Origin of the sequence: Thalassospira marina (assembly GCF_002844375.1) — a bacterium.
Lineage (GTDB): Bacteria > Pseudomonadota > Alphaproteobacteria > Rhodospirillales > Thalassospiraceae > Thalassospira > Thalassospira marina.
This window is the reverse complement of sequence record NZ_CP024199.1, coordinates 1,365,036-1,391,347: the sequence shown is the minus strand read 5'-3', so window position 1 is coordinate 1,391,347 and position 26,312 is coordinate 1,365,036. Positions and strand designations below refer to the sequence as shown.

Genomic DNA, 26,312 nt, shown 5'->3' with positions numbered 1-26,312 from the left:
AGAATGAAGATGAAAAAACTGATTACCGGCGTTACTGGCAACTTTGGTGCCCTCGCCCTTGACCATGCCCTGACCCGCCTTGCTGCCAGCGACATCGCGGTAAGCACCCGCCACCCCGAAAAGGCCGATGCTATTGCCGCCAAAGGCGTTGAAGTTCGCAAAGGTGACTTTGACGACCAGGCCCTGATGGAACAGGCATTTGCCGGTATTGATACCGCCCTGATCGTTTCGGCCGAGGCCGATAACGAAACCCGTATCCGACAGCACCGCAACGCCATTACGGCTGCCAAAAATGCCGGGGTCAAACATGTAATTTACACCAGCGTCATTGACCCGCGCGCCGACAGTGCCTTTACCTATTCGGCGATCCATGCCGATACCGAACAATTCATCGCCCAAAGCGGCCTGAATTACACCATCCTGCGCAACAGCTTTTATGCTGACCTGCTGTTGGGTGGCGTGCCCCATGCCATGGAAACCGGGCAGTATGCCGCCCCGGCCGCAGATGCCGGCATCACCTATATCAGCCGCAGCAACCTGGCTGAAATTGCCGCCATCGTCCTTGCCAACCCGGAAAACCATGTCAACAAAACCTATGACCTGACGGGGACCAAGGCCATCACCCATGCCGAAATTGCAGCCATCATCGGCAAGGTTACTGGCAAGGATATCAGCTTCGCTGACCTGCCTGATGAAGTCTATCAAGGCATTTTGCGCAATGTTGGCCTGCCGGAACACGCGGTTATCGCCATTTCCGGCCTGTATGTTGCGGCGAAAAACGGTGATTACGACGATGTCAGCGCCGATGCTGCGAACATTCTGGGCCGCCAGCCCCAAACGGTCGAGGCCTTCCTGACCGACGCCCTGGCACAGAAATAACGATCCCCATCTGTTCGCATTTCGCGACAGCAAAAAAGGCGGGTGCCAATGATGCGCCCGCCTTTTTCATTTTCCGCCATGCGTCGTGGTGCCTTTGCCTGACCAAAGCCCTTGGTCCTTAATCAGTTGTCCGCCATTTCACCGGTGGGTGCGGGCAGCGGCCTCAGATCCGCCCATTTCAACAGGGCATCCAGTGCCGGGCACAGGGATTGCCCCCAGTCTGTCAGGCAATATTCCACCTTGGGCGGCACCTGGTGATACACAATACGGCGCACAATGCCGTCAGCCTCCATCTGGCGAAGCTGCTGGATCAGCATTTTTTGCGAAATGCCATCAATCGCCCGTTCCAGTTCCGAGAATCGCTTTACCTGCCCGCCAAAAAGGTGAAACAAAATCACCAGTTTCCATCGGCCTTCCAGCATTTTCAAAATTTCTTCGACACCGGCGGCGGGCGTATCGGCCCCAAAACCCCATTTCTTACTCATGGGTAAGTACCTTACTTTTTTGTCGGTTCTTGTCCTTTTTTCATCATACCGGCAGCCTGCACCAACAACAATAACGGCGTGCTTCCCGCGCGCCTTCACGCTGCAAGGTATGAACCATGTCAATCGCACTTCCGCCGTCACTGCACGGCTTTTTTGACCATTGCAATAGCCGGGACTGGGCATCTGTCACCCGCTGCTTTACCGATGATGCCCATGTTTATGATGAAAAACAGAATATCGATGGTCATGAAGCCATCGAAAAATGGATATCGCACGCCGTTGGCAGCACCGATGCCATCCACGAAATGATCGATGCCACACCCGTCTCGGCCGATGCCCCGGCTGCGGCATCACTTGCAACCATGACAGCAGGGAAAATCTCTGTCACGGCGCGGGTTTCGGGCAATTTCAAAGGGTCCCCTGTTACGCTGGGTTATCTTTTCACCCTGCAAAACGGCAAAATTTCCGGGCTGGAGATCGAATAATGCACAAAGCCCCCTTTGAAATTGACCAGACCGAATTCAAAAATCGCCGTGTTCTGGTAACCGGCGGGACCAAAGGCATGGGCCAGGCCATTTTACATCGCCTGCATCATGCCGGGGCCACGGTTGCCAGCACGGCACGCAGCGCCCCAATCGATCATCCCGGCCTGTTTATTTCGGCCGATATTTCAACCGCCGAAGGCACAGCCGAAATCGTCGATACCGTAATGGCTGAACTGGGCGGCATTGATATTCTGATCAATAATGTTGGCGGGTCTATCGCGCCCGGTGGCGGGGCGTTGGGCCTGTCGGATGATGACTGGGCCTATACCCTGAACACCAACCTGATGGCCGCGGTGCGCCTGGATCGCGGTTTTCTGCCCGGCATGATCGACCGCCAGAATGGCGTTATCCTGCATATTTCATCCATCCAGCGCCGCCTGCCCCTGTTTGAGGCCACCCTTGCCTATGCCAGCGCCAAGGCCGCACTTAGCACCTATAGCAAGGGACTGGCAAAGGAAATGGGGCCAAAAGGCATTCGCGTAAATACGATTTCGCCGGGCTTTATCGAAACCACCGCCGCCACCAACCTGATCAACCGCCTTGCCACGCAGGATGGATGCAGTGCTGATGAAGCCCGCGAAAAGCTGATGCAGTCACTGGGCGGCATTCCCATTGGTCGCCCCGGCCGCCCCGATGAAGTCGCCGAACTGGCTGCTTTTCTGGTGTCAAACCGGGCGATGTCCATCCATGGTGCCGATTACACCATTGATGGCGGCACCGTTCCCACCGTGTAAGCCGCGATACCATGTAAACGCCGATAATATCAAAAAGCAAAACCCCGCCAGGCTGGCGGGGTCTTTGATCATTTGGCAATCCGGCTGCATGCAACCCGTGCCGGTAATTATCAGGAATTCTGCTCAAGCTCGACCAGTGCGACTTCACCTTTTTCAAGCTTCAGCGCAATCTGCCCGTGTTTCAAACGCAGGGCATATTGGCCAAAAAGCTCGCGACGCCAGCCATGCAGGGCGGCGACATCGGCATTGTCATCGGCGGCAATGTTTTGCAAATCATCGCTTGATGCGACCAGTCGCTGGGCAACACCCTTTTCTTCGCTGCACAGCTTCAGCAGAACTTTCAAAAGCTCTACCGTCGGGCCGATACCAGCGGGAAGTTCGGTGCGGGCCTTGGGCTGCGGCCACGTTTCCTGTGGCTGCGCCAGGGCGTTCTGGATGGCTTCAATAATCGCCATGCCCTGTTTGCTGGCACCAAAATTACGGCCAACACCCCGGGTTTTATCCAGGTCCTTGTCGTTTTGCGGCTGACGGGCGGCAATATCAAGCAGGGTATCGTCCCGCAAGATACGGTTGCGCGGCAGGTTTTTGCGCTGCGCCTCGGTTTCGCGCCATTCACCCAGTGCCTTGGCAACGGCCAGAAATTTCGGGCTGTTGGACCGGGTTTTAAGGCGTAACCAGGCCTCTGCCGGGTCAACGGTATAAATGCCGGGATCGGTCAGACGTTCCATTTCCTCAAACAGCCACGGCGCACGGTCATTGGCGGCCAGCCGTTCGTGGAAGTCTTCGTAAATGGTGCGCAGATGCGTTACGTCCGAAAGGGCATAGCTAAGCTGTTTGGTTGAAAGCGGCCGGCGCGACCAGTCGGTAAAGCGCATTGATTTATCAATGTTTTTACGCGCCACCTTGTTGACCAGCGTTTCATAACCAACCTGGTCGCCAAAGCCCAGAACCATGGCCGCCACCTGGGTATCAAATACCGGATGCGGCACCTTGCCATTCAGATGAACGAAAATTTCGATATCCTGGCGGGCAGCGTGAAACACCTTGATCACGCTTTCATCCTGCATCAGTTCGAAAAGCGGGGTCAGGTCAATGCCTTCGGCCAGCGGGTCCACGGCGGCACCGGTATCGGCAGCATCCGGGCTGCAAAGCTGCACCAGGCATAATTGCGGCCAATAGGTCGAATCCCGCATAAATTCGGTATCGACCGTCACATAATCATATTGCCGCAGCTTTTCACACAGAACGCGAAGTTCTTCAGTTTTTGTAATTGTTTCCATGAACCCTGCTATAACATTGCCTAGCGCCCTGCGCCAGTGACTTGCCCGTTATCATACGGAAATTGGGCACATGGTTTAAATGATTTCGTCTTCATCCAGCAGCGGATCAGACTGAAGATGCGTTTCGATGGCATCCATGCGTTCCTGCAATTCTGCCGGGCGCTTGATGGTCGCAACGTGAAACAGCGCATCACCCTGATTGACGATGGGCAAATTGGTGCGGCCAATGATCAGGCCATCCTGCTTTGCCAGCACCTCGGTATCGCTTTGCCCGAACGGGTCGGAAACGGCGGCAACAACATCGCCTGCCCGCACAAATTCGCCGGCCAGTTTGAAGGTGCGCAACATGCCGCCCACCGGCGCACGCAACCATTGGCTGGCCGATGACTTAAACGATGGCACACGCGGTGCCCGCACGGCTTTTTCGGCAATCATGCCCAATTCGCGCATCACGCGCAAAACCCCGGAAACCCCGGCACGAATGGCCATTTCATCAAACCGCAGCCCTTCGCCTGCTTCATAAAGCAGGATCGGCACACCAACATCCTTGCCCGCCTGACGCAGCGACCCTTCGCGCAGTGGCGATGTCAGAATGATCGGCGCACCAAAACATTCGGCATATTTCATGATATGGTCGTCGCCTTCATTCACGCGGACCTGGGGCAAATTCACCCGGTTTGCCGCCGCGGTGTGAAGGTCGATCCCGAAATCGGACCGTTCAACGACTTCTTTCAAAAACAGATGTGCCAGCTGTGCGGCCAGCGACCCATGCGCACTGCCGGGAAAACAGCGGTTCAGATCGCGCCGGTCCGGCAGGTAGCGGGTATGGTTTAAAAACCCGAAGGCATTCACAACAGGAACAGCCAGCAGCGTACCGCGCAAATGGCGCAATACCGGGGATTTCAAAACACGGCGAATAATTTCAACGCCAACAATTTCATCCCCGTGCACCGCCGCACTGACAAACAGGGTTGGCCCCGGCCGTTTGCCATGCACCACATTCACCGTCAGGTTTACCGGTGTGTGGTTCGATAAAAGCGAGATCGGAATATCAACGAGCTGGCGGGCCCCCGGGGCGACTTTCCTGTTTCCAAGTTTGAAATCAGGGTTTTTCTGGCGCTTCTGCGCTGCCGTTTCGTCGTATTCCTGCAACGTTTTATCCTTTGCCTTTGGTCTTTACCTTGCCGGGCCGACAGTCACGTTCCATGAATTCGATAATCATGGAGGCAATATCCTTGCCGGTTGCCCCTTCAATGCCTTCCAGCCCCGGCGAGGAATTGACTTCCATCACGACCGGACCATGGTTGGAGCGTAAAATGTCAACACCACAAACATTTAGCCCCATTGCCTTTGCGGCTTCAACGGCTGTTGCGCGCTCCTGCGGGGTAATACGTACAGACCGGGCCACACCACCACGATGGATGTTGGAACGGAAATCCCCCGGCGCGCCGGTCCGTTCCATGCTGGCAACCACTTTGCCGCCAACAACAAAGCAGCGAATGTCGGTATTGCCTGCTTCCTTGATGAATTCCTGCACCATGATGTCCACATTGGCACCACGGAATGCCTCGATCACGGATTTGGCCGATTTTTCGGTTTCACCCAGAACCACACCAATGCCCTGTGTTCCTTCCAGAAGCTTGATCACCACGGGCGCACCGCCAACAATGGACAAAACTTCGTCGGTTTTGCGCGGGTCATGGGCAAAGGCGGTTACCGGCAGGCCAATACCCCGCCGTGCCAGAATTTGCAGTGACCGCAATTTATCGCGCGAGCGGCCAATGGCGACCGATTCATTCAGCGGGTAAACACCCATCATTTCAAACTGACGCAGCACGGCCAGCCCGAAAAACGTTACCGACACACCAATACGCGGAATGATCGCGTCATAACCGCTCAGCTTTTCGCCGCCATAATAAACTTCGGGCTTTAGCGAGGTGATGTTCATGGTAACGCGCAGCGTATTGATCACGTCGATCTGATGGCCGCGCGCTTCGGCGGCCTCCACCAGCCGTTTGTGGGAATACAGATTGGGGTTACGCGCAAGCATCGCGATTTTCATAAAATGGACTCCCGTTAAACATGACCAGGTGGAACACCCGACGAACCGGACAACAACCAGCCGGATAGCTTTATTCAGTGACCGAAGGATCGGCCATATAAACCTGTTCCGGCTTTCCCGCCAGATAAGATTTTGCCGGTTGAACCAAAAATCTTCCGGCCTTGATTGCGGTGCGCCCCAGCAGCATGGGAAAGCCCATAAGCGACCGGTTCGCCAGCGATATTTCTACCTTCACCCGGTGATGCCCCACCGCGATATGGCTTGAGACAATATAGCGTTCGTCCTGCTCGCCGTTGGAACTGCGAATATCGCGAATGGCAACCAGCGGCGCCTTGCAATGTATCGGACCATGCCCATCCCCGCGATAATGCGGCAAGACAAATTTGACGAATTTTTTATGATCAATTTCGACCAGTTCAAGATGCGTCGCATGAATAGACGACGTTCGTGCGCCGGTATCGACCTTGGCCTTGATCAGGGGCACGCCAAAATCGGGCAAGCCGATCCATTCCCGCCAACCCAGAACATGCCCCCCCGCCACCAGGGCATCGGTTTGCGTTTTAAGGGACTTCTTAACCGTACTGCGTTTCTCGACCACACACCTGATCCCGCCTGTTAATGAAGCACCCTGTATAATGCCAATAGGTTAACGCACCTCTTGCAAGACACAGGACTTTTTCACTTTGGCACGATCTGGAAGCATTGCAAGAAAAGCCGCACGCCCGTGGCCTGCCCGCTAACACGCCACAGCTACGATTTCAAGACAAGCCCGATCAAAACGGCAGGTTACTGGTTTTCTTCCATGACAGAGCGCACCAGCGGCAGCGTAACGGCGCGTTTTTCCGCCAGTGCCCGGCGATCAATCGCGGCGACAAGCTGGGTCAGTGCCGCAAAGGAGCGTTCAATACGCGGCACGATATAGGCGACAATTTGCGGTGCCGGAGCAATTTGCCGGTCCGCAAACAGTTTGATCAGCAAACCCACCAGCAAATCATCATCGGGTGGGGAAATTTCGCAAACCAATGCCGCGCCAAGGCGCGATCGCAAGTCCGCCAGATCCACCTTCCAACGTGATGGCGGCTGTTGTGCCGTCAGCAGCAAATGCCCACCGCGTTCCTTCAGCATGTTATACAGGTGAAAACACACCGTTTCATCAAGCGCCATATCGGCATCTTCAATCACAAGGCCGGTATCGTCACCCAGCAACGCATCGGGATTTGCGCCGATCAGATCGCTTCCGGCAATACTTGCGGCACCGGATCGCGCACGCCACACTTCGGCAAGGTGGCTTTTACCCGACCCGGCAGGACCATAAAGGCACAGGGCTGGCACCGGCCATTCCGGCCAGCGGTCAATCCAGGCCACCGCCTCGCGGTTGCAATTGGTCACCATGAAATCCGCACGCGCCAATGCCGGGCGCATTTCCAGCGCCAGCGGCAATTGTTGCGGGATCAGGGTTTCCATGGTCGGTGCGTTCATAATTATGGTTTCAAATTCATCAGGATTGCGGCTTGTCCGATCCGCCAGTCTTGCCATCATTTGTGCCGCCATCGGCAGCAGCCTTCGGCCCGGCGGGTTTTTGGCTTGCAACGCTGGCATTCACATCCTGCCCCGCCGTGCTGGCAGAACTGCCCGCGCTGGCAACCGGCATATCCATATCGCCCCCACCAGCAAGGCTGGCCAGTGGTTGTGGCGCGTGGTCATAAAGGCGGCTTTCAAGATAGCGCGCCAGCGCATAGCGTACCAGAACGCCAATTGCGGCTGCCACCGGCACCGCCAGCATAACCCCCAAAAAGCCAAACATCGCGCCGCCCGCCAGCAGGGCAAACATCACCCACACCGCATGCAGGCCAACCTTATCGCCCACCAGTTTCGGGGTTAGGAAATTGCCTTCCATCAACTGGCCCAGCAAAAACACGCCCACCACAAAAACAACATTCAGACCGAACCCGAACTGGGCAATGGCAACGCCAACCCCAACGGCAAACCCCACCAGCATGCCGAAATAGGGCACAAAGGATAAAATGCCGGTCATAAGGCCGATCAAAAAGCCGAATTCAAGCCCGACCAGCGTTAATCCCAGCCCGTAAAACAGGCCCAGCAACAAACAGACGGTTGATTGCCCGCGCACAAACCCGGCCAGCGTCAGGTCAATATCGCGCGCACACTGGCGAATATCCCCCGCCAGCCAGCGCGGCAGCCAGCTATCAACCTTGCCAACAATCTTGTCCCAGTCGCGCAGCAGGTAAAACGACACCACCGGCGTAATGAACACAAGGCTGAGGAAATTCAGCAATGCGAGGCTGCCCGTCAAAAGGTTACCCAGAATATTGCCAGCCCACTTAATGGCATTGGCCGTTTGCCCCTTAATCGATTCCCCAACGCTGTTAAGCGTTTCAGGGGCGATTTTATCGGCAATATGCTGAATATAGGGGGCCGCCTGGGCGCGAAGGTCGCTGATATAACCCGGCAGACGTTCAAGGAACCCGGCAAGCTGGCTGCCGATCAATGGCACAATCAACAACAGCACAAAGACCAAAATCAGGAAAAACAGCGCCGTGATAATCGTGGTCGCCAGCGTGCGGCTAAGGCCGCGTGCTTCAAGGCGGTCGGCCAGCGGGTCGAGGAAATAGGCAATCGCCATGCCCGCCACAAACGGCAGCAAAATGCCCGAAAACAGCCATATCAGAAAAAAGAACGCGCCACAGGCCAAAAGCCAGAAACGCACCTGATCGCGGATCGTCATGTCGGTTTCCCGTTTTCCCTGTGCCGTTCAATGGCAAATGCCACCCCATCCCCGGAGCAGCGGCGAATAACGCGCCCCATCACCAAGATCAACCCGTGATGATGGGTAAACGCAAATTTACGGGCACACGACCCGTGTTCGTGCGCCCGCATAAATTTCGGCCCACATGGCCTTATATCATTGCCCGATCAGGACGAAAGGCAATTTACCCGATCACGGATTGCCCATCAGCTTTGCCAGCCGGTTGCTGCCCGACGGTTCGACAAACCACAACTGGTCAATCTGCTGCAAGGCAAGGTTCTGCTGTGCCAGGGCCACGCGGAACTGGTCATTGGTGCCCGCAAATTCGACATCGACCTGCACCTCGCGGCGCGACATGGCGACAACCCGCATCAGTTTGATCACCGGCAGGTTTTCAAGGCGGCTTTCAATACCGGCCCAGTCATCCATGCCCGTAATCGGAATAAACAGCATCAATTCGCCACCGGCGCCATAATCGATCATGCTCGCCTGTTTCCAGCTGTTTTCAAGCTGGGAACGCACATCCGATGCAGCACGCTTTAGCATATCGTTAACCGATTCGCCCGCAGCCATGTTTTCATGCACGCCAAATACCTGCGGCGATCCCGATGCATCATAACGGGTTACCGACACATCAACCGCCTGCGCATCGCCCGTTCCGCTGATGCTGGCATCGACCACGGCAACATTTGCGCCATAACGCTGGCCAATCTTGTCAATCGCGGCCTGGTCACCGGCCTGGGCCTGGTCCACCGAAACCGTCCCAATATCGTCAAGGTCACCCACAGCAAGGGTCACGGGCACCAGCCCGCTTTCGCCCGAAACCTGGTTCCAGGCATCACGCCAGGGGTTCGGGTCATCCCACAGGTTGGTATAACCCTGGTCTGAAAATACCGGCAAAATCAGAACTTTGCGCGCTGTTGTCTCGGCAAATGGCACATTGCGATTCTGTAGGAACCGGCGCACCTGATCGGCCTTAAAACGCACGCTCATATCGGCGATATAGCGCACCGACGATGTTTTTTCGTTCGATACGCCAAAATCGCGCACCATATTGGTAATCGTGTTCTGGTCGGGCATGCCAACCGATGCGCCGCTATCCGCGCTGGTCAAACGGCTGATCAGGCGCGAAAATGCCACCCGCTGCCCGCTTGCCAGTGCCGCGTCGCGGGCTTTTGTGGCGCTATCGGCACTTTCATCAACATGAACACCGCTAACAGTATACAAATCCTGTGCTGATGCCCGGGTAACATTCCCGGCAGAAACCAGCACGAAAATACCGGCGATCATTCCGGTCAGCAGATGAATTGGTTTTAATCGATCCAGCACGTTTGCCTCTTTGCCCGTTTGGTCATGGTTCAGGCCCCTGAATTTGGTTCGCCTGTGCCTTCTAGCAGCGCGGCTTTACAAAGACCTTGTTGCATAGGTAACGCATGACGGAAAGAAAAGTCTCCCATGCACAGCAGATCATTGCATTCATCACGGGTTTGAGTATTTTCGGGCCAGCGGAATTTATCAAGTCCGCGTTTATCATCGCTACCATGTTACCAATTTCCGGGTGACGATGAAAAACGCGGGCTTTCCCGCTTTCCCTTTCAAATTCAGTGAGTGCGAGGATCGCCCATGACCGCCCGCAACGGCCTCACCTATAAGGACTCCGGTGTTGATATTGATGCCGGTAATGCCCTTGTCGATGCAATTAAACCCCTGGCCAAGGCCACCAGCCGTTCCGGTGTTTCCGGCGGACTGGGTGGATTCGGCGCACTGTTCGACCTTAAAGCAGCCGGTTATAACGACCCGGTACTGGTTTCCTGCACCGATGGCGTCGGAACGAAACTGAAGGTCGCCTTCCTGGCTGACAAACACGACACCGTTGGTATCGACCTTGTCGCCATGAGCGTGAATGACCTGGTCGTTCAGGGTGCCGAGCCGCTGCTGTTTCTTGATTATTTTGCCACAGGCAAACTTGCCGTTGAAAAGGCAACCGACGTTGTTGCCGGTATTGCCGATGGCTGCAAACAGGCCGGTTGTGCATTGATCGGTGGTGAAACCGCCGAAATGCCGGGCATGTATGCCGATGGCGAATATGACCTGGCCGGTTTTGCCGTGGGTGCGGCCGAACGTGGCGAACTGCTTGATGGCAGCAATGTTGCCGAAGGCGATGTTATTCTGGGTCTGGCATCCAGCGGTGTGCATTCCAACGGTTATTCGCTGGTCCGCAAGGTCGTTGAAAAAGCAGGCCTTGCCTATGACGACGAAGCGCCGTTTGCACCGGGCAAGAAAGTGGGCGAAGCCCTGCTGGAACCCACCAAAATCTATGTCAAAAGCTGCCTTGCTGCGCATAAGGCCGGTTTGGTCAAGGCACTGGCGCACATCACCGGTGGCGGTTTGACGGAAAATGTCCCGCGCGTTCTGCCGGAAAATGCCACTGCCGTTTTTGATGCCGATTGCTGGGATTACCTGCCGATTTTCAAATGGCTGGCAAGCGAAGGCGGCATTCCGGCAACCGAAATGGCCCGTACCTTTAACTGCGGCATTGGCATGTGCGTAATCGTCCCGGCCGACAAAGCTGACGAAGCCGAGGCCCTGTTGCGTGAACATGGCGAAACCGTCAGCCAGATCGGCACCATCGGGCCGCGCGCTGGCGATGGCCCGCAGGTCATCATCAAAAACATGGGCCGGGCATGGGAAAAGTAAACCGGCTGAAACTGGCAGTTCTGGTTTCAGGAAGTGGTAGCAACTTGCAGGCCATCATTGATGCCTGCAATAGCGCCGGTTACCCGGCCGAAATCGTCCTGGTTTTTTCCAACCAGCCCGATGCCAAAGGCCTGGACCGCGCCCGCAACGCCGGGATCGAGGCCAAAAGCCTTGCGCATAAAGGCTATCCCGGCGGGCGCGAAGCCTATGACCATGCTGTCAGCGAACTGATCGCGCAAAGCGGTGCCGACCTTGTGGTTCTGGCGGGGTATCTGCGGTTGGTCAGCGAAAGCTTCGTTAAACGCTGGGAAGGACGGCTGATCAATATTCATCCGTCCCTGCTGCCATCGTTCAAGGGGCTGCATGCCCACGAACAGACCATCGCCGCCGGGGTTAAATATTCCGGCTGCACGGTGCATTTTGTTGTGCCCGAAATGGATGCAGGGCCGATCATTGCCCAGGCCGTTGTTCCGGTTCTGGCAAGCGATGATGCCCACAGCCTGGGTCAGCGCATTTTGCGCCAGGAACATCAGATCTATCCGCAGGTGATTCGCGCGATCGCCGAAGACCGGGTTGTGGTTGGCGAAGACGGACGCGTTACCGTGCGCGATTCGCAAAGCCCGGATTTCGCCCATATCAACCCGGTATTGGCAAACGGATGAAAGAACCGCTGGCGCCGGATCTGGCGCCAGCATGGTTTCTGGCATCATCCCGGCCCAGCCCCCGGCCGCATATTCCGGTGTTGCCGCACTTTTGCCCAACCGGCCCTGTTCAACCATGGCGTTTTACGCAAATGGTTGAATTATGTTGTCAAAACCCGTCTTGCACGCGATGATGCCCGCGTTTATAACAAGAATGACTCCAGAACAGTCTGCCCCACCGCAATTGCCCTGGCAAAATGCGGCCGGTGGCGCCCCAATATGGCAATTTCGTGCCCTGTTGTTCTGGCTGTAATCTTTTATCGGATGGAGGCCCCTGTGCAGGGAAATGATTACGAACTGACCAGCACCCACAAGGATATCTATGCTGGCTATACCCGTTTTGTAAAATATGCCACCGGCAGCGTGATTGCGATTGTCGTTCTGATGGCGCTTTTTCTGCTGTAAAAACAGCGACCTGACACTTTAAAAATTTCGCCCGTGGCGCATCTGCGCCCGGCAGCAATTAAACCGCCTGTTGCGCACAGGCGGCTTTTTTTTGCCTTTTTCACGGCGGAATGGCGTCAGGGTTTTTACGGGCTATCCCTCTGAAAAAGTTCAATTTTTGCACTAAAATTTTTAATTTGATCGCCATTAAATTGTTACATTCCCGGCACAAATTCACCCTTCTGGTGTTGCTTAATGATTCCATCAAAAAAGGGTCACATCAACGTTGGCCACAAGCAATGCCTTCTTAAAGGAGGAAAACATGCAAGGCAGTGAATACGACCCTCATCTGGTCCGGGAACAAGGGAAGTCATGGCATAAATTTGCCTGGTTTCTTTTTACAAACGTGCTGGCAGCAGCAGCAACATTGCTGTTCCTGATGATCTTTTTTCTCTGATTCCCCCATCAGATCCTGTCAGACTGGCCGGGCTCCATCCCGGCCAGTTTGCCCGCCCGGGCGATGCTTGCGATCATTGGACCATCGGCAAAATTGCCGGTTTCTTGGTCTTTTAGCGCATCTGGATATTGAACAATTTCAAAGGCGCCCAATTTACGAATTGAGTTTCTAAATTGGGGTTTCGCCATGTCACTTACCCGGAATATCAGCCAGCGCCTGCTTTTGGCATTTGCCGCCATGGCCCTGATCGCCGCTGCCATTGGCAGTGCCGGCATCTATTTCACCATTGCCACAGGCCACGAAGGCGACAGGGTTTCCGTCGAACTTGCCCCGCTGGGCGATGCGGCCATGGAAATCAAACTGACCGCCACAAAGGCGCATCTGGTTTTTGAAGAAATCATGTCGGGGGACGGCAGCGAAGACATCAACGAAGTCTGGGACCTGCTGGCCGAAAGCGCATGGTATGCAAATGCCATTCTTAATGGTGGCGCCAACGATGAAGGCACCTTTATCGCCAGCAGAAGCGAGGCGGTGCGCGACAAGATGAAAACGGTGGTTTCCGCCATTGCCGAATTCACCGCTAGCGCCCATCAGCGCTATGACGCCCGCGAGGCAGCGGGCAGCGGTGCCAACCTCAAGGCCGGGTCCGAGGCCGATGCCAAATTTGATGCCACCTTTGACGAATTCATTTCCCTTGCCGATCAGGCCGAAGAACTGATCCACGATGATATGGATGTCGGCGTTGAAGAAATGCGCGCCCATGTGCGCGGTTCCGTCATCACCATGACGATCATCACCATTCTTGGCTTTGTTGTTGCAGGCTTTTTTACAGTCTCGGCACGTAAACGCATTTCCGGGCGCATTGGCCGCCTGTCTGGCAGCATGAAGGACCTGTCATCGGGCAATGCCCAGGCCGAAATCGCCTATCTTGATGATGAAGATGAAATTGGCGAAATGGCCCGGTCTGTGCAGATTTTCCAGCAGGCCATGGAACGCGCCGAAACCCTTTCCACCGAAAAGGCCCGCCAGCAGGAACAGCTTTCGCGTGCCAATGAAAAACGCAACGCCGCCATTACCGCCTTTGACAACGAAATTGCCAGCGTTGTTTCCAATGTGACCCGCGCGGCAGGCAAAATCAGCGATACATCCGATACCCTGACCCGCAACGCGCGCACCAGTGTTTCCACATCCGAAGATGTGTCCGATGCCTCGTCCCAGGCAAATAGCAGCGTGCAAACCGTTGCCACGGCGGCTGATCAGCTTACACAATCCATTCGCGATATCACGCAACAGGCCAACAGTTCGTCGGAAATTGCCCGTCAGGCCGTTACCCAGGCCCAGCACACCAATGAACTGGTCGAAGGGCTTGCCAATTCGGCCGATCACATCGGCCAGGTTCTGGGTTTGATTTCCGATATCGCTAACCAGACCAACCTTCTGGCCCTTAACGCCACCATCGAAGCCGCCCGTGCGGGCGATGCCGGCAAGGGTTTTGCCGTTGTCGCATCCGAGGTCAAAAACCTTGCCACCCAAACCTCGCGCGCAACCGATGAAATCAGCAGCCAGATCACTGGCATTCAAACCGCCACCCGCGAATCCGTCACCGCCATTCAGGAAATTTCGCGCGTGATTTCGCAAATGGATGAAATATCCTCGGCCATTGCCCAGGCCATGACCCAGCAGGCCGACGCCACCCGCAACATCGCCCAGAACGTTCAATCGGCATCGGATGGCACCTTCCAGGCATCCCAGAAGGCCAGTTCCATTCGCGATGCCGCCAATGAAAGCCAGCTTTCCGCCAGCGACCTTGCCGCCGCCGCCCAGCAACTTGGTGCCAGCGCCAATTCATTGCGCCATTCGGTGGATGGTTTTTTCAAACAGGTGCGCAACTAACGCCCTTTGCCCGTCGCACCAAGGGCCGCCTTTGTATTTTGCCAGCCCGGATCATCGCTAGCGGAAGGTCCGGGCGGAGAGCGCAACATCGCCACGGACAACTGCCCGGCATATGCCCAAAACAAAACACCCCGCACCTTTCGGTACGGGGTGTTTTTTACTTCCGCGCCGCAATTACTGCGACAGGCCCGGATTAACCGACGATTTCGGTCTGGGCAAAGAAGTAAGCAACTTCGATAGCTGCGTTTTCAAGCGAGTCAGAACCATGAACCGAGTTGGCTTCGATGGATTCTGCAAACAGCTTGCGAATGGTGCCTTCGTCGGCGTTTGCCGGGTTGGTTGCACCCATTACTTCGCGATATTTAGCAACGGCATTTTCGCCTTCCAGAACCTGGACGACGACGGGGCCGGAAACCATGAAGTCCACCAGTTCGCCGAAGAACGAACGTTCTTTGTGAACGGCATAAAAACCTTCTGCCTGTTCACGGGTGAGACGGACACGCTTCTGAGCAACAACGCGCAGACCAGCTTCTTCGATCACTGCATTGATCTTGCCGGTCAGGTTACGACGGGTTGCGTCAGGCTTAATGATGGACAAAGTGCGTTCGATAGCCATTGGTTTCACCTAGCTACTTGTAAAATTTCATTACCCCCAAAACAGGTTGGCGCTATATAAACGGCCTTTCGTGGCAAAGCAACACATAGTTAACCATTCGCATTACAGCCCTGCGTTTCACGCATCGGCGCAAAATCATCCCTGCGGTTAACATTCATGCGCAAAAGCCCGCTTTTCTGCGGCCTTTCCCCTGTAAGCCCACGCACTGACAACCTTCATTACAATTTGAAGAATCCTTGCCTAACGGCCTCCCCTGCCCTATTGAGAGGCTTACGAAACAACAGATTCCCTAATACAGGCGCCGTTATGCTGAATATTTCAAATGTCACCTACCGCATTGGCGGCCGGGTGATCCTGGATCAGACCAGCCTTACCATCCCGGCCGGCCATAAAATTGGCCTGATCGGCAGCAACGGTGCGGGGAAATCAACCCTTCTCAAGCTGATTTCGGGTCAATTGACCCTTGATGGTGGCGACATTACCCTGAATGCCCGTGTGCGCATGGGCATGGTATCGCAGGAAGCCCCGGCTGGGTCGCGCTCTTTGCTTGATACGGTTCTGGCTGCCGATACCGAACGCGCATCCCTTCTGGCCGAGGCCGAAACCGCGACCGACGGCCACCGCATTGCCGAAATCCACACCCGCCTGGCCGATATTGACGCGCACACCGCCGAAGCGCGCGCAGCGGCCATTCTTTCGGGTCTTGGATTTGATGGCGAAGCCCAACTGCGCGCCTGTGATGATTTTTCCGGTGGCTGGCGCATGCGTGTGGCCCTGGCGGCAACCCTGTTCCTGCAGCCCGATCTGCTGCTGCTTGACGAACCGACCAACCACCTTGACCTTGAAGCTACCATCTGGCTGGAACAGTATCTTATCAGCTATCCCGGCACGATCATCCTGGTCAGCCATGACCGCGACCTTCTGAACCGGGTGGCAAAGCAGATTGTGCATCTGCATAACGCGCAGCTAACCCTTTATGGCGGCAATTACGACAAGTTCGCCAAAACCCGGCGCGAGCAAATGGAGCTTGCCTCCAAACAATATGACAAGCAGATCGCGCAGCAAAAACACCTGCAATCCTTCATCGACCGTTTCCGCGCCAAGGCCAGCAAGGCCAAACAGGCGCAAAGCCGTATCAAGATGCTGGAAAAAATGGGCCCGGCCATTGCTGTGGTCGAAGACAAATCCATCAGCTTTGACTTCCCCAGCCCGCAGGAACTGCCGCCGCCGCTCATCACCATTGATAATGGCGAAGTCGGCTATAACGGCAAGGCGGTGCTGCGCAACCTTAATCTGCGCATCGATATGGATGACCGCATCGCCCTTCTGGGTGCCAATGGTAACGGTAAATCGACACTGGCAAAGCTTTTGTCCGATAAACTGGAACTGATGGCCGGTGAAAAGAAGTCATCAAGCAAACTGCGCATTGGCTATTTTGCCCAGCACCAGACCGACGAGCTGATCCTGGAAAATACCCCCTACGATCACCTTGCCGCCCTGATGCCCGATGCGATTGAAAGCAAGGTGCGCGCGCAGCTTGGCCGTTTCGCCTTTGAAGGTGATAAAGGCAATACAAAGGTCAAAAGCCTGTCGGGTGGTGAAAAGGCACGCCTGCTATTTGCCCTGATGACGCTGGATGCCCCGCATATGCTCATCCTCGACGAACCGACCAACCACCTTGATATTGATGCCCGTGATGCGTTGAACCATGCGCTCAACAATTATGAAGGTGCGGTTATCATCATCAGCCACGATCCCTATTTGATCGAGGCCTGTGCCGACCGGCTGGTTCTGGTGGCCGATGGCACGGTGACCAGCTTTGACGGTGATGTGAACGAATATCGCCAATATCTGCTGGACCGTGCCCGTGCGGACCGCAAAGCAGGCAAAGAAGCCACGCAAACGCCAGAACAAAAACGTGACCGCAAGGCCGAACGCCAGGCGGCCGCCGAAAAACGCAAAAATGCCGCACCGTTGCGCAAGGAAATCGAAAAGCTGGAAAAGCAGATGGCGCAATGCACCACCAAAATTGCCGCCATCGAAGCCGAACTGGCCGATCAGACCCTGTATACATCCGGCAATAACGACCGTTTGAACAAGCTGCAAATCGATATGGCAAAGGTTAAAAGCGACCTTGCCGAAACCGAAAATGTCTGGCTTGAAAAACAGGAAGAATATGAAGGGCTGGTGGCCTAAAACGCCCCTATCCCCTTATAAAGACTTGCCTGTTTAACCAACAGGCCGCACAAATACCCGCCCCGCATGTGGCGGGTATTTTCATATGCGGGTACCCAATGCCAAATGCTGCGAATAATCCGGTTTTGATAAAACATCATCGCATCACCCTGCGCGATTTTACGCCTGCTGATTGCGACGGCTTTGTTGCCTATCAAATGGATGCCCGCTATCGCGCCCTTTATAACCAGCCCGACAGCCCCGAAACCCGCACCACCAGCACCGCACTTTTTGAACGCTTTTTGGGCTGGCAGGCCGAAACACCGCGCAAAAACTTCCAGATCGGCATTTTTGATGCCAAAAGTGACGAAATCCTGGGCTGCATTGGCCTGCGCCAGCAAGATATGCCCGCCCATGTCGCAGTTATGGGGCTGGAACTGGCCCCGGCCTGCTGGGGGCGTTATCGACTGGCGCTAGATGCCATCAATCTGATGCTGGATTACGGGTTTAACCAACTGGGCCTTGGCACCATTACTGGCTCCACCGGCAATGGCAATCGTCGCATCACCCATCTTGCCACCTGGTTTGGCGCCACGCTGACGCAAAGCCGCCCCGGCCCGGACTGGATGACCCAAAAGGGCTGGCACGAAGTTGACTGGTCGCTAACCCGCGAAACCTGGCTTGCCAAAAATAATTTTAAATAAAACACATACCCACACTTTGTTCACAAAACAAACGTGCACCATGAGAATTATCGAACAGATACCTTCTTCAACTCGGAAAACTCCGCATCTGATGAAATTTTCTCCACAACAAAGTCAACCCACGAATCATTATATGTATAATCACCATGAGATCTGTGAAAAATACAAAAATCCTTATTAGTTAGCCCACACTCCTTAGATCCAGATGTAGGTCGCACCTTATAACGCCGCCATGCTTGGGTATGATTATAAGATGTAAACTCCCGCCCCGACTTCTCTTTTATCATTTTGGCAGCTTGTGAAGGTTTATGAGGATATTGATCGTCAGCGATCACTCGTTTTTCTAAAACGCTATGGATTTTTTTACCTTCTTCTGAGCCAGGTTGAATAAACTCAAAATAAGCCTTACTTTTTGAGGCATGATCGAGTGTATAAACAACACGGAACCTATAACTCAAATCACGCCTTTCATCTTCACTCAATCGGTTATGCAGATCAGCGTTCAAGGTTTCAATATGTTCAGGCACATCGAACTTCTGAATCTCAATAGCTTGAGTAAAATCCAACCTCGAAAACTGCAAAGCGATTGAAAGCTCGTTTTGAAGAGATAGTCTTTCACCAAACAGCTCACAAATCGATTTATCAAAATTCAAGCAATTCGCTTGGAAAAGAGAAAAAAATTGCCTATCTGCATGCCGCAAAATCTTATGCTCGACATTATGTCGGATATCAATCATATCCCTGATATTGTTAGCCACGCCCCGTGACAAAGGAAAATCTCGACGTTTTATCATTTGAGACAAGAGCAGAGTCCGACCATCCTTGCCTTCTATTTTTCCAATTTTCCGCTCAAAATATTCATGAAGCAAATATGTCCACGCTATGTTGGACTGAACGGCAAATTGTTCTGTCTTAAATTTTAAAGTAGGGCTATTGAAACTTTGAACAGCTAAAATCATTGCTTCTCGAGAACGAATTAATCTCTCATCGTCGTAGAAATTTAGCCCCGTCACTGGATCATAAGATTTTTTCTTAACAATAAAGAACTCAACGTCATCATCACTAGCAGGAACAATTTCTTGATTCTTCTTGACTTCGGTTATCCGGGCACTATTGATGGTGGCAACTCTTTCCCGATTCAACAAATACTGAATATCTTGATTTCGCCACCCACGCGAAAGCAATGCCTTTACAATTGGCTTCTCTTCAGCTGTTAACGTGCCCTCTTTGTTTTTTTTTGCCATTCACGCCCCCCAAAAATTCCGACCACAAGCGCAGACTATTACTCAATAGAGTACATTACTATGAAACATATCCCATGAAATAAAACTCAAAATTTAATAAAACTACAAGCTTCTTTGTTAAAGAACCTCGTCTACAAACAATTACCTGTTAAATGCTTACATTCTCATTCACTGCATCACGAACCAGCCCGCGCATCCAGGCGATGGCGGGGTCGTCCTGCATTTCACGGCGCCAGACCAGCGAAACCGGATAGTGCCCCAAATCCAGTGGTGGCGGGCATATCTGCAAACCGCTGATCCGTGCCAGCGTCATTGCCGCATGGGTCGGGATTGTTGAAACCGCCGCCACGCCGCGCAAAAACGATGGTACGGCGGCAAATTGCGTCAGCCCGGTCTGGATATTGCGACTGCGACCCAGTGGGCGCAGTTTTTCATCCACGATGCCTTCCCGCCCGGAATAGGAAATCAGGATATGGGGCAGTGCCAGATAATCATCCAGCGACAAGGGCAGATCACAGCCACATGCCTGCGCATCAAAAAGGCAGGCATAGCCCGATTGCGACACCTGTTCGGCCATCAGCCAGGAGCGTTCCGGCGGGCGGGCAATAACGGCCAGATCAAGCTCGCCGGTATCGAGCATTTTTTCCACGGTATGGCGGTTACTTTGATGGAAGGATACCGAAACATTCGGCGCATCGCGCAATAACCGCTTTGATACGGCGGGGCCTACTGCCAACTGAAAATCATCCGACATACCCAACGAAAAATGATGCACGGCTGCGGCAGGGTCAAAATCCTGCCCGCTGGCAAAAGCACCCCGAATAAGCAGTGCGCCCTGTTCAATGCTTTTTGCCATTTCAATGGCGCGCGGGGTCGGCTGCATGGCCCCGCGTGTACGCACAAATAACGGGTCACCTGCCGCCTCGCGCAAACGTGCCAATGCAGCACTGATCGCCGACTGGCTCAGCGATAGACGGTCCGCCGCACGCGAAACACTTCGTTCCTGCCAGATCGCCATAAAGGCAATGGCCAGGTTAAAATCAAAACGCGCAATATCATTTAGATTAATAGTTTGAACCATAAACACCAATTTGACTGATAAAATTTCCCCCGTCAAGATGACCGGCATCCACAAACCCCGTCCCGCAACCAGCAGGTTTTCCATGTCGCAACCGTCTTCAAAAACCCATTCTTCATCGCAACATCGTGTTGCCGTCATTCAGGCCGGGACATCGCTTTTCGATACGCCACGCACGCTGGAACGCATGTCGGCCCTGTGCGAGGAAGCCCGGCAAAACAGTGTCGAACTGGCCGTTTTCCCCGAAGCCTATGTGGGCGGATACCCCAAAGGCCTGGATTTTGGCGCGCGTGTTGGCACGCGAAGCGAAGCGGGCCGTGACGATTATTTGCGTTACTGGAAATCCGCCATCGAAATTCCCGGCCTGGAATGCCGCACGATTGGCAGCTTTGCCGCCAAAATGAAGGCCCATCTTGTCACCGGTGTTATTGAACGCGACAAAGGCTCACTTTACTGCGCGGTTCTGTTTTTCGGCCCGGATGGCAGCCTTTTGGGCAAACGCCGCAAATTGATGCCCACCGCCAGCGAAAGGCTGGTATGGGGTCAGGGCGATGGGTCCACCCTGCCGGTTTTCAAAACCGACATTGGCAATATCGGCGCTGCCATTTGCTGGGAAAACTACCTGCCGCCATTGCGCCAGACCTATTATAACAAGGGCATCAATATCTGGTGTGCGCCCACTGTTGATGAACGGGAAATCTGGCAAACATCCATGCGTCATATCGCCTATGAAGGCCGCACCTTTGTACTTAGCGCCTGCCAATATATGACCCGGGCTGACGCCCCCGAAGATTACGACTGCATCCAGGGCAACGATCCGCAAACCGCCCTGATCCGGGGTGGTTCCGTGATCATCGACCCGATGGGCACCCGCCTGACCGAACCGGTTTATGACCGCGAAGCCGTTATCTGGGCCGATATCGATACCGACCAGTGCATTCGTGGCCGCTATGATCTGGATGTTGCCGGCCATTATGCACGGCCCGATGTGTTTTCGCTGCGCGTTAATGAAACGGCATTTCCATCGCAATCGCCGCTATCTGTGGTGGAACCCGTCGCACCGGAAAATACGGACTGTGCCGACGCCTGAACCGGTTAAAGCTGGTTAAAACCGCCGCACAATAAAAAATCCCGCAAGGTGCAAACCCTGCGGGATTTTTTGTCATGAAGGCGGGTCGTGCGGATTATTCAGGAAGTTTGAATACCGGCAGGACCGAACCCTGATACTTGGTTTCGATGAATTTACGGATCGATTCATCGTGATAGGATTCAACAAGCGTCTTGACCCACGGTGCGTCTTTGTCCTGGGTGCGGGTAACAATCACGTTGGCATACGGGCTGTTATTGCCTTCAATCGCGATTGAATCCTTAATCGGGTTCAGGCCGGCTTCCAGCGCGTAGTTGGTGTTAATCGCCGATGCATCCAGATCGGTCAGCGAACGCGGAAGCTGTGCGGCATCAAGTTCGACAAATTTGATGTGTTTCGGGTTTTCAATCACGTCAAGCGGGCTGACCGAAAGACCGGCTGCCGGATCAACCTTGATCAGACCCTGGGACTGCAGCACCAGAAGCGCGCGACCACCATTGGTCGGGTCGTTGGGAATACCAACTTCCGCGCCGTCTTTCAGTTCGCTCAGATCCTTGATCTTGTCGGAATAAATGCCCATCGGGGTCAGGATGTTATAACCAACCACCGAAAGATGATAACCGCGATCCTTGATCTGGTTATCCAGATAGGGTTTGTGCTGGAAGCTGTTGGCCTGAAGGTCGCCATCATCAAGCGCCTGGTTCGGAATCACGTAATCCGAAAAGCTGATGATTTCGATATCAAGGCCCTTTTTGGCCGCAACCTTGGCGACCTGTTCCATGACTTCTTCGTGCGCACCCGGGGTGACGCCAACTTTGATTTTTTCATTCGCCAGTGCCTGCCCGGTCAGGGCAGCGGTCAGAACGGCAGCAGCCGTCAGTTTAAGCAGAAACCGCATGGTAAAACTCCTTGTTTACTGTGGTGTTTTGCGGGAATTCAAAAAGATAAAACGAAAAAAGCGATCAGATATTGCGTTTGTCGGCCTTGCGCGCCAGCCAGTCACCCAGGCTTTGCACCAGTTGCACCACCACAATCAGGGTGACGACAACGGCTGCCATCACATCGGGGCGAAAACGCTGATAGCCATAACGAATGCCAAGATCGCCAAGCCCACCGGCCCCGACTGCCCCCACCATCGCGGAATAACCAATCAGGGTTACCGCTGTGAGCGTCAGGCCATGAATGATGCCGGGCAGTGCTTCGGGCAGCAGCACCTTGGTCACCACCTGAAACGGGCGTGCGCCCATGGCCTGTGCGGCTTCGACAAGGCCGCCATCAACCTCGCGAATGGCGCCTTCGATGATGCGCGCAATAAACGGGATCGCCGCCACCGTTAGCGGCACAATCGCCGCCGCCGTACCAATGGACGTACCGGCGACCAGACGGGTAAACGGAATAATCGCCACCGCCAGAATGATGAAGGGTACGGAACGGGTGGCGTTCACAATCGGCCCCATGATTTTATGGAAAATCGGGGCTTCAAACAGCTCGCCACGCCCGGACGTTGCCAGCAGCACACCAATGGGCATGCCAAACAGTGTGCCCAGCAACAATGCCGAAAGCACCATGGAAAAGGTTTCAAGCGTTGCCTGAAGCAGGATGGGTGCAAGTGTTGAAAACATGGTGATCAAGCCTCCTGCCCGTTGGTGGTTTCGCGCGCGTCGGCCTGTGCCGCCGGGCGTACCGGATAATCAAGAAATTCATCTGCCAGCAGCGATTGGGTCGTTGGGTGTTGCGGGTTGGCAAAAATGCCATCAACCGCGCCCTGTTCGACAATCACGCCGCCATCCATCACCGCAACCCGGTCACATAGCTGTTTGACCACGGCCATTTCGTGGGTAATCACCACCATGGTCAGACCCAGGCGTTTGTTGATATCGCGCAGAAGTGCCAGGATCTGCCGGGTGGTTTCCGGGTCCAGTGCCGATGTGACCTCGTCACACAAAACAACCTTGGGGTTGCTGGAAAGGGCACGGGCAATGCCCACACGCTGTTTCTGCCCACCCGAAAGTTCGGCAGGATAACGGTTGCGTTTGTCTTCCAGGCCAACCAGCGGCAATAGCGGGTCAATGGCTGCGGCAATGTCGGCCTTGCTTGCACCGGCCAGTTCAAGCGGCAGTGCGATATTGTCGTAAACCGTGCGTGAAGACAGCAGATTGAAGTGCTGAAACACCATGCCAAGCTGGCGGCGAAACAACGGCAAATCGCGCTTGGACAGGGTGGTCACATCCGTACCATCCACTGTGACGCTGCCCGATGTCGGGCGTTCCAGCAAATTGATACAGCGGATAAGGGTTGACTTCCCTGCGCCTGAACGGCCGATAACGCCCACAATCTCGCCTGCTGCAATATCAAGGTCGATACCGCGCAATGCCACATGTTCCGGGCTGCCCCGACGGGCAGGATAAGTCTTATGGACGTTCGAGAGCCTGATCATGGTCCCAACCTTTCCGAACATAAAAAAACCGCCGCGGCATTACCGAGGCGGTCGTACATTCGGAGCGTGTACGCCCTCTCGCTTTAGCCGCATTTTTATCGCGCCCGCAAGCTGAGGAGCAAATCGGCGCGTTGGATGGCGATCATATAAACATGTCTGCATATGTAATTCAACGCCCCTTTTTATGCATTTCACGCATGCCTTGTATGAGTCCGAAATTAACTACATTGATTTTTTGTTTAAAATGGCGAAACCAACAAGCCTTTGACCCAAAAAGAAATACAGGCGCGAGGGGACCCGGCCTGTATTTCATCTGGTTCCAGCGATGGTATCGCCCGCCGTTATTTATGGCGGATTTCGGCCAGAAATGCCGAAACGGCAGATTTCAGTTCCGTCGCCTGATGGCCAAGCTCGTCAGACAAGGTCTGCACCTCGCCTGCCACGGTTTGGGTTTGACCAACCGATGTGGAAACGTCACCGATATTCTGGGTCACATCACGCGCGCCGTGGGCGGCTTCTTCCACATTGCGGGCGATTTCCTGGGTGGCAGCACCCTGTTCCTCAACAGCGGCGGCAATTGCCCCCGTTGATCCATCAAGCTGGCGGATGGTTTCGGCAATCTCGCCAATGGCGGTGACGGCGGTATCTGTTGCCGTTTGAATGCCGCTTACCTGCGTTCGGATATCTTCGGTGGCCTTTGCCGTCTGGCTGGCAAGTGTTTTGACCTCGTTTGCGACAACCGCAAAACCCTTGCCGGCATCCCCGGCACGCGCGGCTTCAATTGTTGCATTCAGGGCCAAAAGGTTGGTTTGCGCGGCAATGTCGGAAATCAGCGAAATCACCTCGCCAATCTGGTTTGCCGCATCGGCCAGCAGTTCGATCTTTTTATAGGTATCTTCGGATTTGGTAACAGCCCCGTTCGCCACCTGTGAGGATTGCGATACCTGCGTGCTGATTTCCCCGATTGATGCCGAAAGTTCCTCTGCCGCGGCTGCAACTGTATCAATATTGGTCGACATTTCCTGCGAGGCCGAGGACACAATTGTCGATTTTTCACCTGCCGTTCGGGCCGTAACATTCATCGAACGGGCAGACGTTTGCATTTTGCCTGCGGCCTTGGTCACATATTCAACGACATGGCCAACATTTGCTTCGAAACTTTCGGCCATTGCCAGCAGGGCAGCGTGTTTTTCCTGTTCGGCGCGTTTTTCCTGTTCTTCACGCTGGCGGCGCAGATTTTCCATTTCAATGGTCTTGGATTTGAAAATATCCATCGACCGCGCCAGATCACCAATTTCGCTGCGATGATGGGTATATTCCACCTCGATGGAATGGTCGCCTTCGGCCAGACGCAACATATTATCCGAAATGTTTTGCAATGGCCGGGTAATGCCCCGCCCGATCATCAGCGAAATAAAGACAACGCCACCGGCAATCACCACGACCACCGCAATCATCGTCAGCAGGTTTTTCTCGAAAATCGCTTCGACGTCATCCACGTAAATGCCGGTTGCCACAATCCAGCCCCAGGGCTTGAACATCTTGACATAGGAAAGCTTTGGACGCGTGCGCGATTTATCGGGCGTGATGTAGGTGTAATCAACAAATCCCGCGCCATTCTGCTTCACCATATCGACAAATGCCTGATAGTGACGCTTCCCCGCGCCATCAACCGATTGCGACAAATTCTTGCCAACCAGTTCTGGCTTTACGGTGTGAATCAGCACAACCGGTTGCTGGTCAAAGACGAAAAAATAGTTGGTTTCATCATAGCGCAACGCCCCGACAGCCTTGCTTGCGGCTTCTTTTGCCTGCTCCTCGGTCATCGCCCCCGATGTTGCCTGCTGATAATAGTGATCAATCAGCGACACCGTCGCATTGACCAGCGCACGGGTTTTATCCTTGCGATCCGCCATCATCTGGCTTCGCATTGCAGACAGGCCAAAGGCCCCCACCAATATGGCCGCCAATACGGCGCCCCCGACAATAAACAGCAATCGCCTGCTGATTTTTACCGAACTCAGACTAAGCATTCCGACTTTCCTCACGATGTTATCCCGGCTTTTCTGCATCCGCTTTTAGATGCG

Annotated in this window: 26 protein-coding genes and 1 pseudogene; 11 read left to right on the top strand and 16 right to left on the bottom strand. The window is 54.5% G+C overall.

Going from position 1 to position 26,312, the window contains the following annotated elements:
* The first annotated feature begins 9 nt into the window (after nucleotides 1–9).
* Nucleotides 10–879 carry an SDR family oxidoreductase gene (locus CSC3H3_RS06295; protein WP_101284311.1) on the top strand — a complete coding sequence of 290 codons (870 nt, stop codon included), beginning with the start codon at nucleotides 10–12 and terminating at the stop codon, nucleotides 877–879.
* Between the two features lie 122 nt (nucleotides 880–1,001).
* On the opposite strand, the gene CSC3H3_RS06290 is transcribed toward CSC3H3_RS06295, so the two are convergent.
* Nucleotides 1,002–1,364, bottom strand: coding sequence for a winged helix-turn-helix transcriptional regulator (locus tag CSC3H3_RS06290; RefSeq protein WP_101284310.1), 363 nt, complete (start codon nucleotides 1,362–1,364; stop codon nucleotides 1,002–1,004).
* 116 nt (nucleotides 1,365–1,480) lie between these two features.
* Here CSC3H3_RS06290 and CSC3H3_RS06285 point away from each other — a divergent pair, with 116 nt between their 5' ends.
* Both CSC3H3_RS06285 and CSC3H3_RS06280 read left to right on the top strand, forming a co-directional pair.
* Complete coding sequence (locus CSC3H3_RS06285) at nucleotides 1,481–1,849, top strand: nuclear transport factor 2 family protein (protein ID WP_101284309.1); 369 nt, start codon at nucleotides 1,481–1,483, stop codon at nucleotides 1,847–1,849.
* Nucleotides 1,849–2,643 (top strand): SDR family oxidoreductase, encoded by a 795-nt coding sequence (locus CSC3H3_RS06280; RefSeq protein WP_101284308.1) that lies wholly within the window; start codon nucleotides 1,849–1,851, stop codon nucleotides 2,641–2,643. The genes CSC3H3_RS06285 and CSC3H3_RS06280 overlap by 1 nt, the downstream gene beginning before the upstream one ends.
* A 110-nt stretch (nucleotides 2,644–2,753) precedes the next feature.
* On the opposite strand, the gene rnd is transcribed toward CSC3H3_RS06280, so the two are convergent.
* The 7 genes from rnd to CSC3H3_RS06245 form a co-directional block, all read right to left on the bottom strand.
* Nucleotides 2,754–3,923 carry a ribonuclease D gene (gene rnd, locus CSC3H3_RS06275; RefSeq protein ID WP_101269477.1) on the bottom strand — a complete coding sequence of 390 codons (1,170 nt, stop codon included), beginning with the start codon at nucleotides 3,921–3,923 and terminating at the stop codon, nucleotides 2,754–2,756.
* A gap of 75 nt (nucleotides 3,924–3,998) precedes the next feature.
* On the bottom strand, nucleotides 3,999–5,075 hold the full coding sequence (locus CSC3H3_RS06270) for a succinylglutamate desuccinylase/aspartoacylase family protein (protein ID WP_101269475.1): 1,077 nt from the start codon (nucleotides 5,073–5,075) through the stop codon (nucleotides 3,999–4,001).
* A 4-nt stretch (nucleotides 5,076–5,079) separates the two neighbouring features.
* A complete protein-coding gene (gene rimK, locus CSC3H3_RS06265) occupies nucleotides 5,080–5,985 on the bottom strand; it encodes a 30S ribosomal protein S6--L-glutamate ligase (protein ID WP_101269473.1) in 906 nt (301 codons plus the stop codon).
* A 70-nt stretch (nucleotides 5,986–6,055) separates the two neighbouring features.
* Complete coding sequence (locus tag CSC3H3_RS06260; RefSeq protein WP_101269471.1) at nucleotides 6,056–6,583, bottom strand: ATP-dependent zinc protease family protein; 528 nt, start codon at nucleotides 6,581–6,583, stop codon at nucleotides 6,056–6,058.
* Between the two features lie 188 nt (nucleotides 6,584–6,771).
* The gene (locus tag CSC3H3_RS06255) at nucleotides 6,772–7,464 is read right to left on the bottom strand and encodes an HdaA/DnaA family protein (RefSeq protein ID WP_101269624.1); all 693 of its coding nucleotides are present in this window, start codon (nucleotides 7,462–7,464) and stop codon (nucleotides 6,772–6,774) included.
* Nucleotides 7,465–7,483: 19 nt separating this feature from the next.
* Nucleotides 7,484–8,731 carry an AI-2E family transporter gene (locus CSC3H3_RS06250; protein ID WP_101284307.1) on the bottom strand — a complete coding sequence of 416 codons (1,248 nt, stop codon included), beginning with the start codon at nucleotides 8,729–8,731 and terminating at the stop codon, nucleotides 7,484–7,486.
* Nucleotides 8,732–8,944: 213 nt separating this feature from the next.
* Nucleotides 8,945–10,081: a DUF2066 domain-containing protein gene (locus CSC3H3_RS06245; RefSeq protein WP_245881304.1), complete on the bottom strand. Its 1,137-nt coding sequence runs from the start codon at nucleotides 10,079–10,081 to the stop codon at nucleotides 8,945–8,947.
* A 294-nt stretch (nucleotides 10,082–10,375) separates the two neighbouring features.
* Between CSC3H3_RS06245 and purM the strand changes: the two genes are divergently transcribed.
* The 4 genes from purM to CSC3H3_RS25090 all read left to right on the top strand — a co-directional run bounded on the left by purM (nucleotide 10,376) and on the right by CSC3H3_RS25090 (nucleotide 12,991).
* A complete protein-coding gene (gene purM, locus CSC3H3_RS06240; protein WP_101269468.1) occupies nucleotides 10,376–11,449 on the top strand; it encodes a phosphoribosylformylglycinamidine cyclo-ligase in 1,074 nt (357 codons plus the stop codon).
* Entirely contained in the window at nucleotides 11,437–12,111 is a 675-nt protein-coding gene (purN, locus tag CSC3H3_RS06235) for a phosphoribosylglycinamide formyltransferase (RefSeq protein ID WP_101284305.1), read from the top strand. The genes purM and purN overlap by 13 nt, the downstream gene beginning before the upstream one ends.
* A 315-nt stretch (nucleotides 12,112–12,426) precedes the next feature.
* The gene (locus CSC3H3_RS24380; RefSeq protein WP_157831849.1) at nucleotides 12,427–12,555 is read left to right on the top strand and encodes an aa3-type cytochrome c oxidase subunit IV; all 129 of its coding nucleotides are present in this window, start codon (nucleotides 12,427–12,429) and stop codon (nucleotides 12,553–12,555) included.
* 301 nt (nucleotides 12,556–12,856) lie between these two features.
* Nucleotides 12,857–12,991, top strand: a complete 135-nt coding sequence (locus tag CSC3H3_RS25090) for a hypothetical protein (protein ID WP_281262538.1) — start codon at nucleotides 12,857–12,859, stop codon at nucleotides 12,989–12,991.
* An 8-nt stretch (nucleotides 12,992–12,999) separates the two neighbouring features.
* Here CSC3H3_RS25090 and CSC3H3_RS06225 read toward each other — a convergent pair whose 3' ends face one another.
* Nucleotides 13,000–13,179 carry a hypothetical protein gene (locus CSC3H3_RS06225; RefSeq protein WP_101284303.1) on the bottom strand — a complete coding sequence of 60 codons (180 nt, stop codon included), beginning with the start codon at nucleotides 13,177–13,179 and terminating at the stop codon, nucleotides 13,000–13,002.
* On the opposite strand from CSC3H3_RS06225, the gene CSC3H3_RS06220 reads away from it, so the two are divergent.
* A complete protein-coding gene (locus CSC3H3_RS06220; RefSeq protein ID WP_101284302.1) occupies nucleotides 13,178–14,884 on the top strand; it encodes a methyl-accepting chemotaxis protein in 1,707 nt (568 codons plus the stop codon). The two genes, CSC3H3_RS06225 and CSC3H3_RS06220, sit on opposite strands and share 2 nt — an antisense overlap.
* Before the next feature lie 193 nt (nucleotides 14,885–15,077).
* On the opposite strand, the gene ndk is transcribed toward CSC3H3_RS06220, so the two are convergent.
* Nucleotides 15,078–15,500, bottom strand: coding sequence for a nucleoside-diphosphate kinase (ndk, locus tag CSC3H3_RS06215; protein ID WP_101269459.1), 423 nt, complete (start codon nucleotides 15,498–15,500; stop codon nucleotides 15,078–15,080).
* Nucleotides 15,501–15,806: 306 nt separating this feature from the next.
* On the opposite strand from ndk, the gene CSC3H3_RS06210 reads away from it, so the two are divergent.
* Nucleotides 15,807–17,696 (top strand): ABC-F family ATP-binding cassette domain-containing protein, encoded by a 1,890-nt coding sequence (locus CSC3H3_RS06210; RefSeq protein WP_101269457.1) that lies wholly within the window; start codon nucleotides 15,807–15,809, stop codon nucleotides 17,694–17,696.
* 98 nt (nucleotides 17,697–17,794) lie between these two features.
* A complete protein-coding gene (locus tag CSC3H3_RS06205; RefSeq protein ID WP_101284301.1) occupies nucleotides 17,795–18,379 on the top strand; it encodes a GNAT family N-acetyltransferase in 585 nt (194 codons plus the stop codon).
* A 47-nt stretch (nucleotides 18,380–18,426) separates the two neighbouring features.
* On the opposite strand, the gene CSC3H3_RS06200 is transcribed toward CSC3H3_RS06205, so the two are convergent.
* Complete coding sequence (locus tag CSC3H3_RS06200; protein WP_101284300.1) at nucleotides 18,427–19,623, bottom strand: DUF3644 domain-containing protein; 1,197 nt, start codon at nucleotides 19,621–19,623, stop codon at nucleotides 18,427–18,429.
* Between the two features lie 148 nt (nucleotides 19,624–19,771).
* Entirely contained in the window at nucleotides 19,772–20,704 is a 933-nt protein-coding gene (locus CSC3H3_RS06195; RefSeq protein WP_101286125.1) for a LysR family transcriptional regulator, read from the bottom strand.
* A gap of 82 nt (nucleotides 20,705–20,786) precedes the next feature.
* Here CSC3H3_RS06195 and CSC3H3_RS06190 point away from each other — a divergent pair, with 82 nt between their 5' ends.
* On the top strand, nucleotides 20,787–21,791 hold the full coding sequence (locus tag CSC3H3_RS06190; protein WP_101284299.1) for a carbon-nitrogen hydrolase family protein: 1,005 nt from the start codon (nucleotides 20,787–20,789) through the stop codon (nucleotides 21,789–21,791).
* A 94-nt stretch (nucleotides 21,792–21,885) separates the two neighbouring features.
* Here CSC3H3_RS06190 and CSC3H3_RS06185 read toward each other — a convergent pair whose 3' ends face one another.
* The 4 genes and pseudogenes from CSC3H3_RS06185 to CSC3H3_RS06170 form a co-directional block, all read right to left on the bottom strand.
* Nucleotides 21,886–22,686: a MetQ/NlpA family ABC transporter substrate-binding protein gene (locus tag CSC3H3_RS06185; protein WP_101269451.1), complete on the bottom strand. Its 801-nt coding sequence runs from the start codon at nucleotides 22,684–22,686 to the stop codon at nucleotides 21,886–21,888.
* Between the two features lie 64 nt (nucleotides 22,687–22,750).
* Complete coding sequence (locus CSC3H3_RS06180) at nucleotides 22,751–23,410, bottom strand: methionine ABC transporter permease (RefSeq protein WP_101286124.1); 660 nt, start codon at nucleotides 23,408–23,410, stop codon at nucleotides 22,751–22,753.
* Nucleotides 23,411–23,496: 86 nt separating this feature from the next.
* Nucleotides 23,497–24,225 (bottom strand): annotated as a pseudogene (locus CSC3H3_RS06175) (methionine ABC transporter ATP-binding protein); the annotation flags it as partial.
* Nucleotides 24,226–24,566: 341 nt separating this feature from the next.
* The gene (locus tag CSC3H3_RS06170) at nucleotides 24,567–26,258 is read right to left on the bottom strand and encodes a methyl-accepting chemotaxis protein (protein ID WP_101284297.1); all 1,692 of its coding nucleotides are present in this window, start codon (nucleotides 26,256–26,258) and stop codon (nucleotides 24,567–24,569) included.
* Nucleotides 26,259–26,312 lie beyond the last annotated feature (54 nt).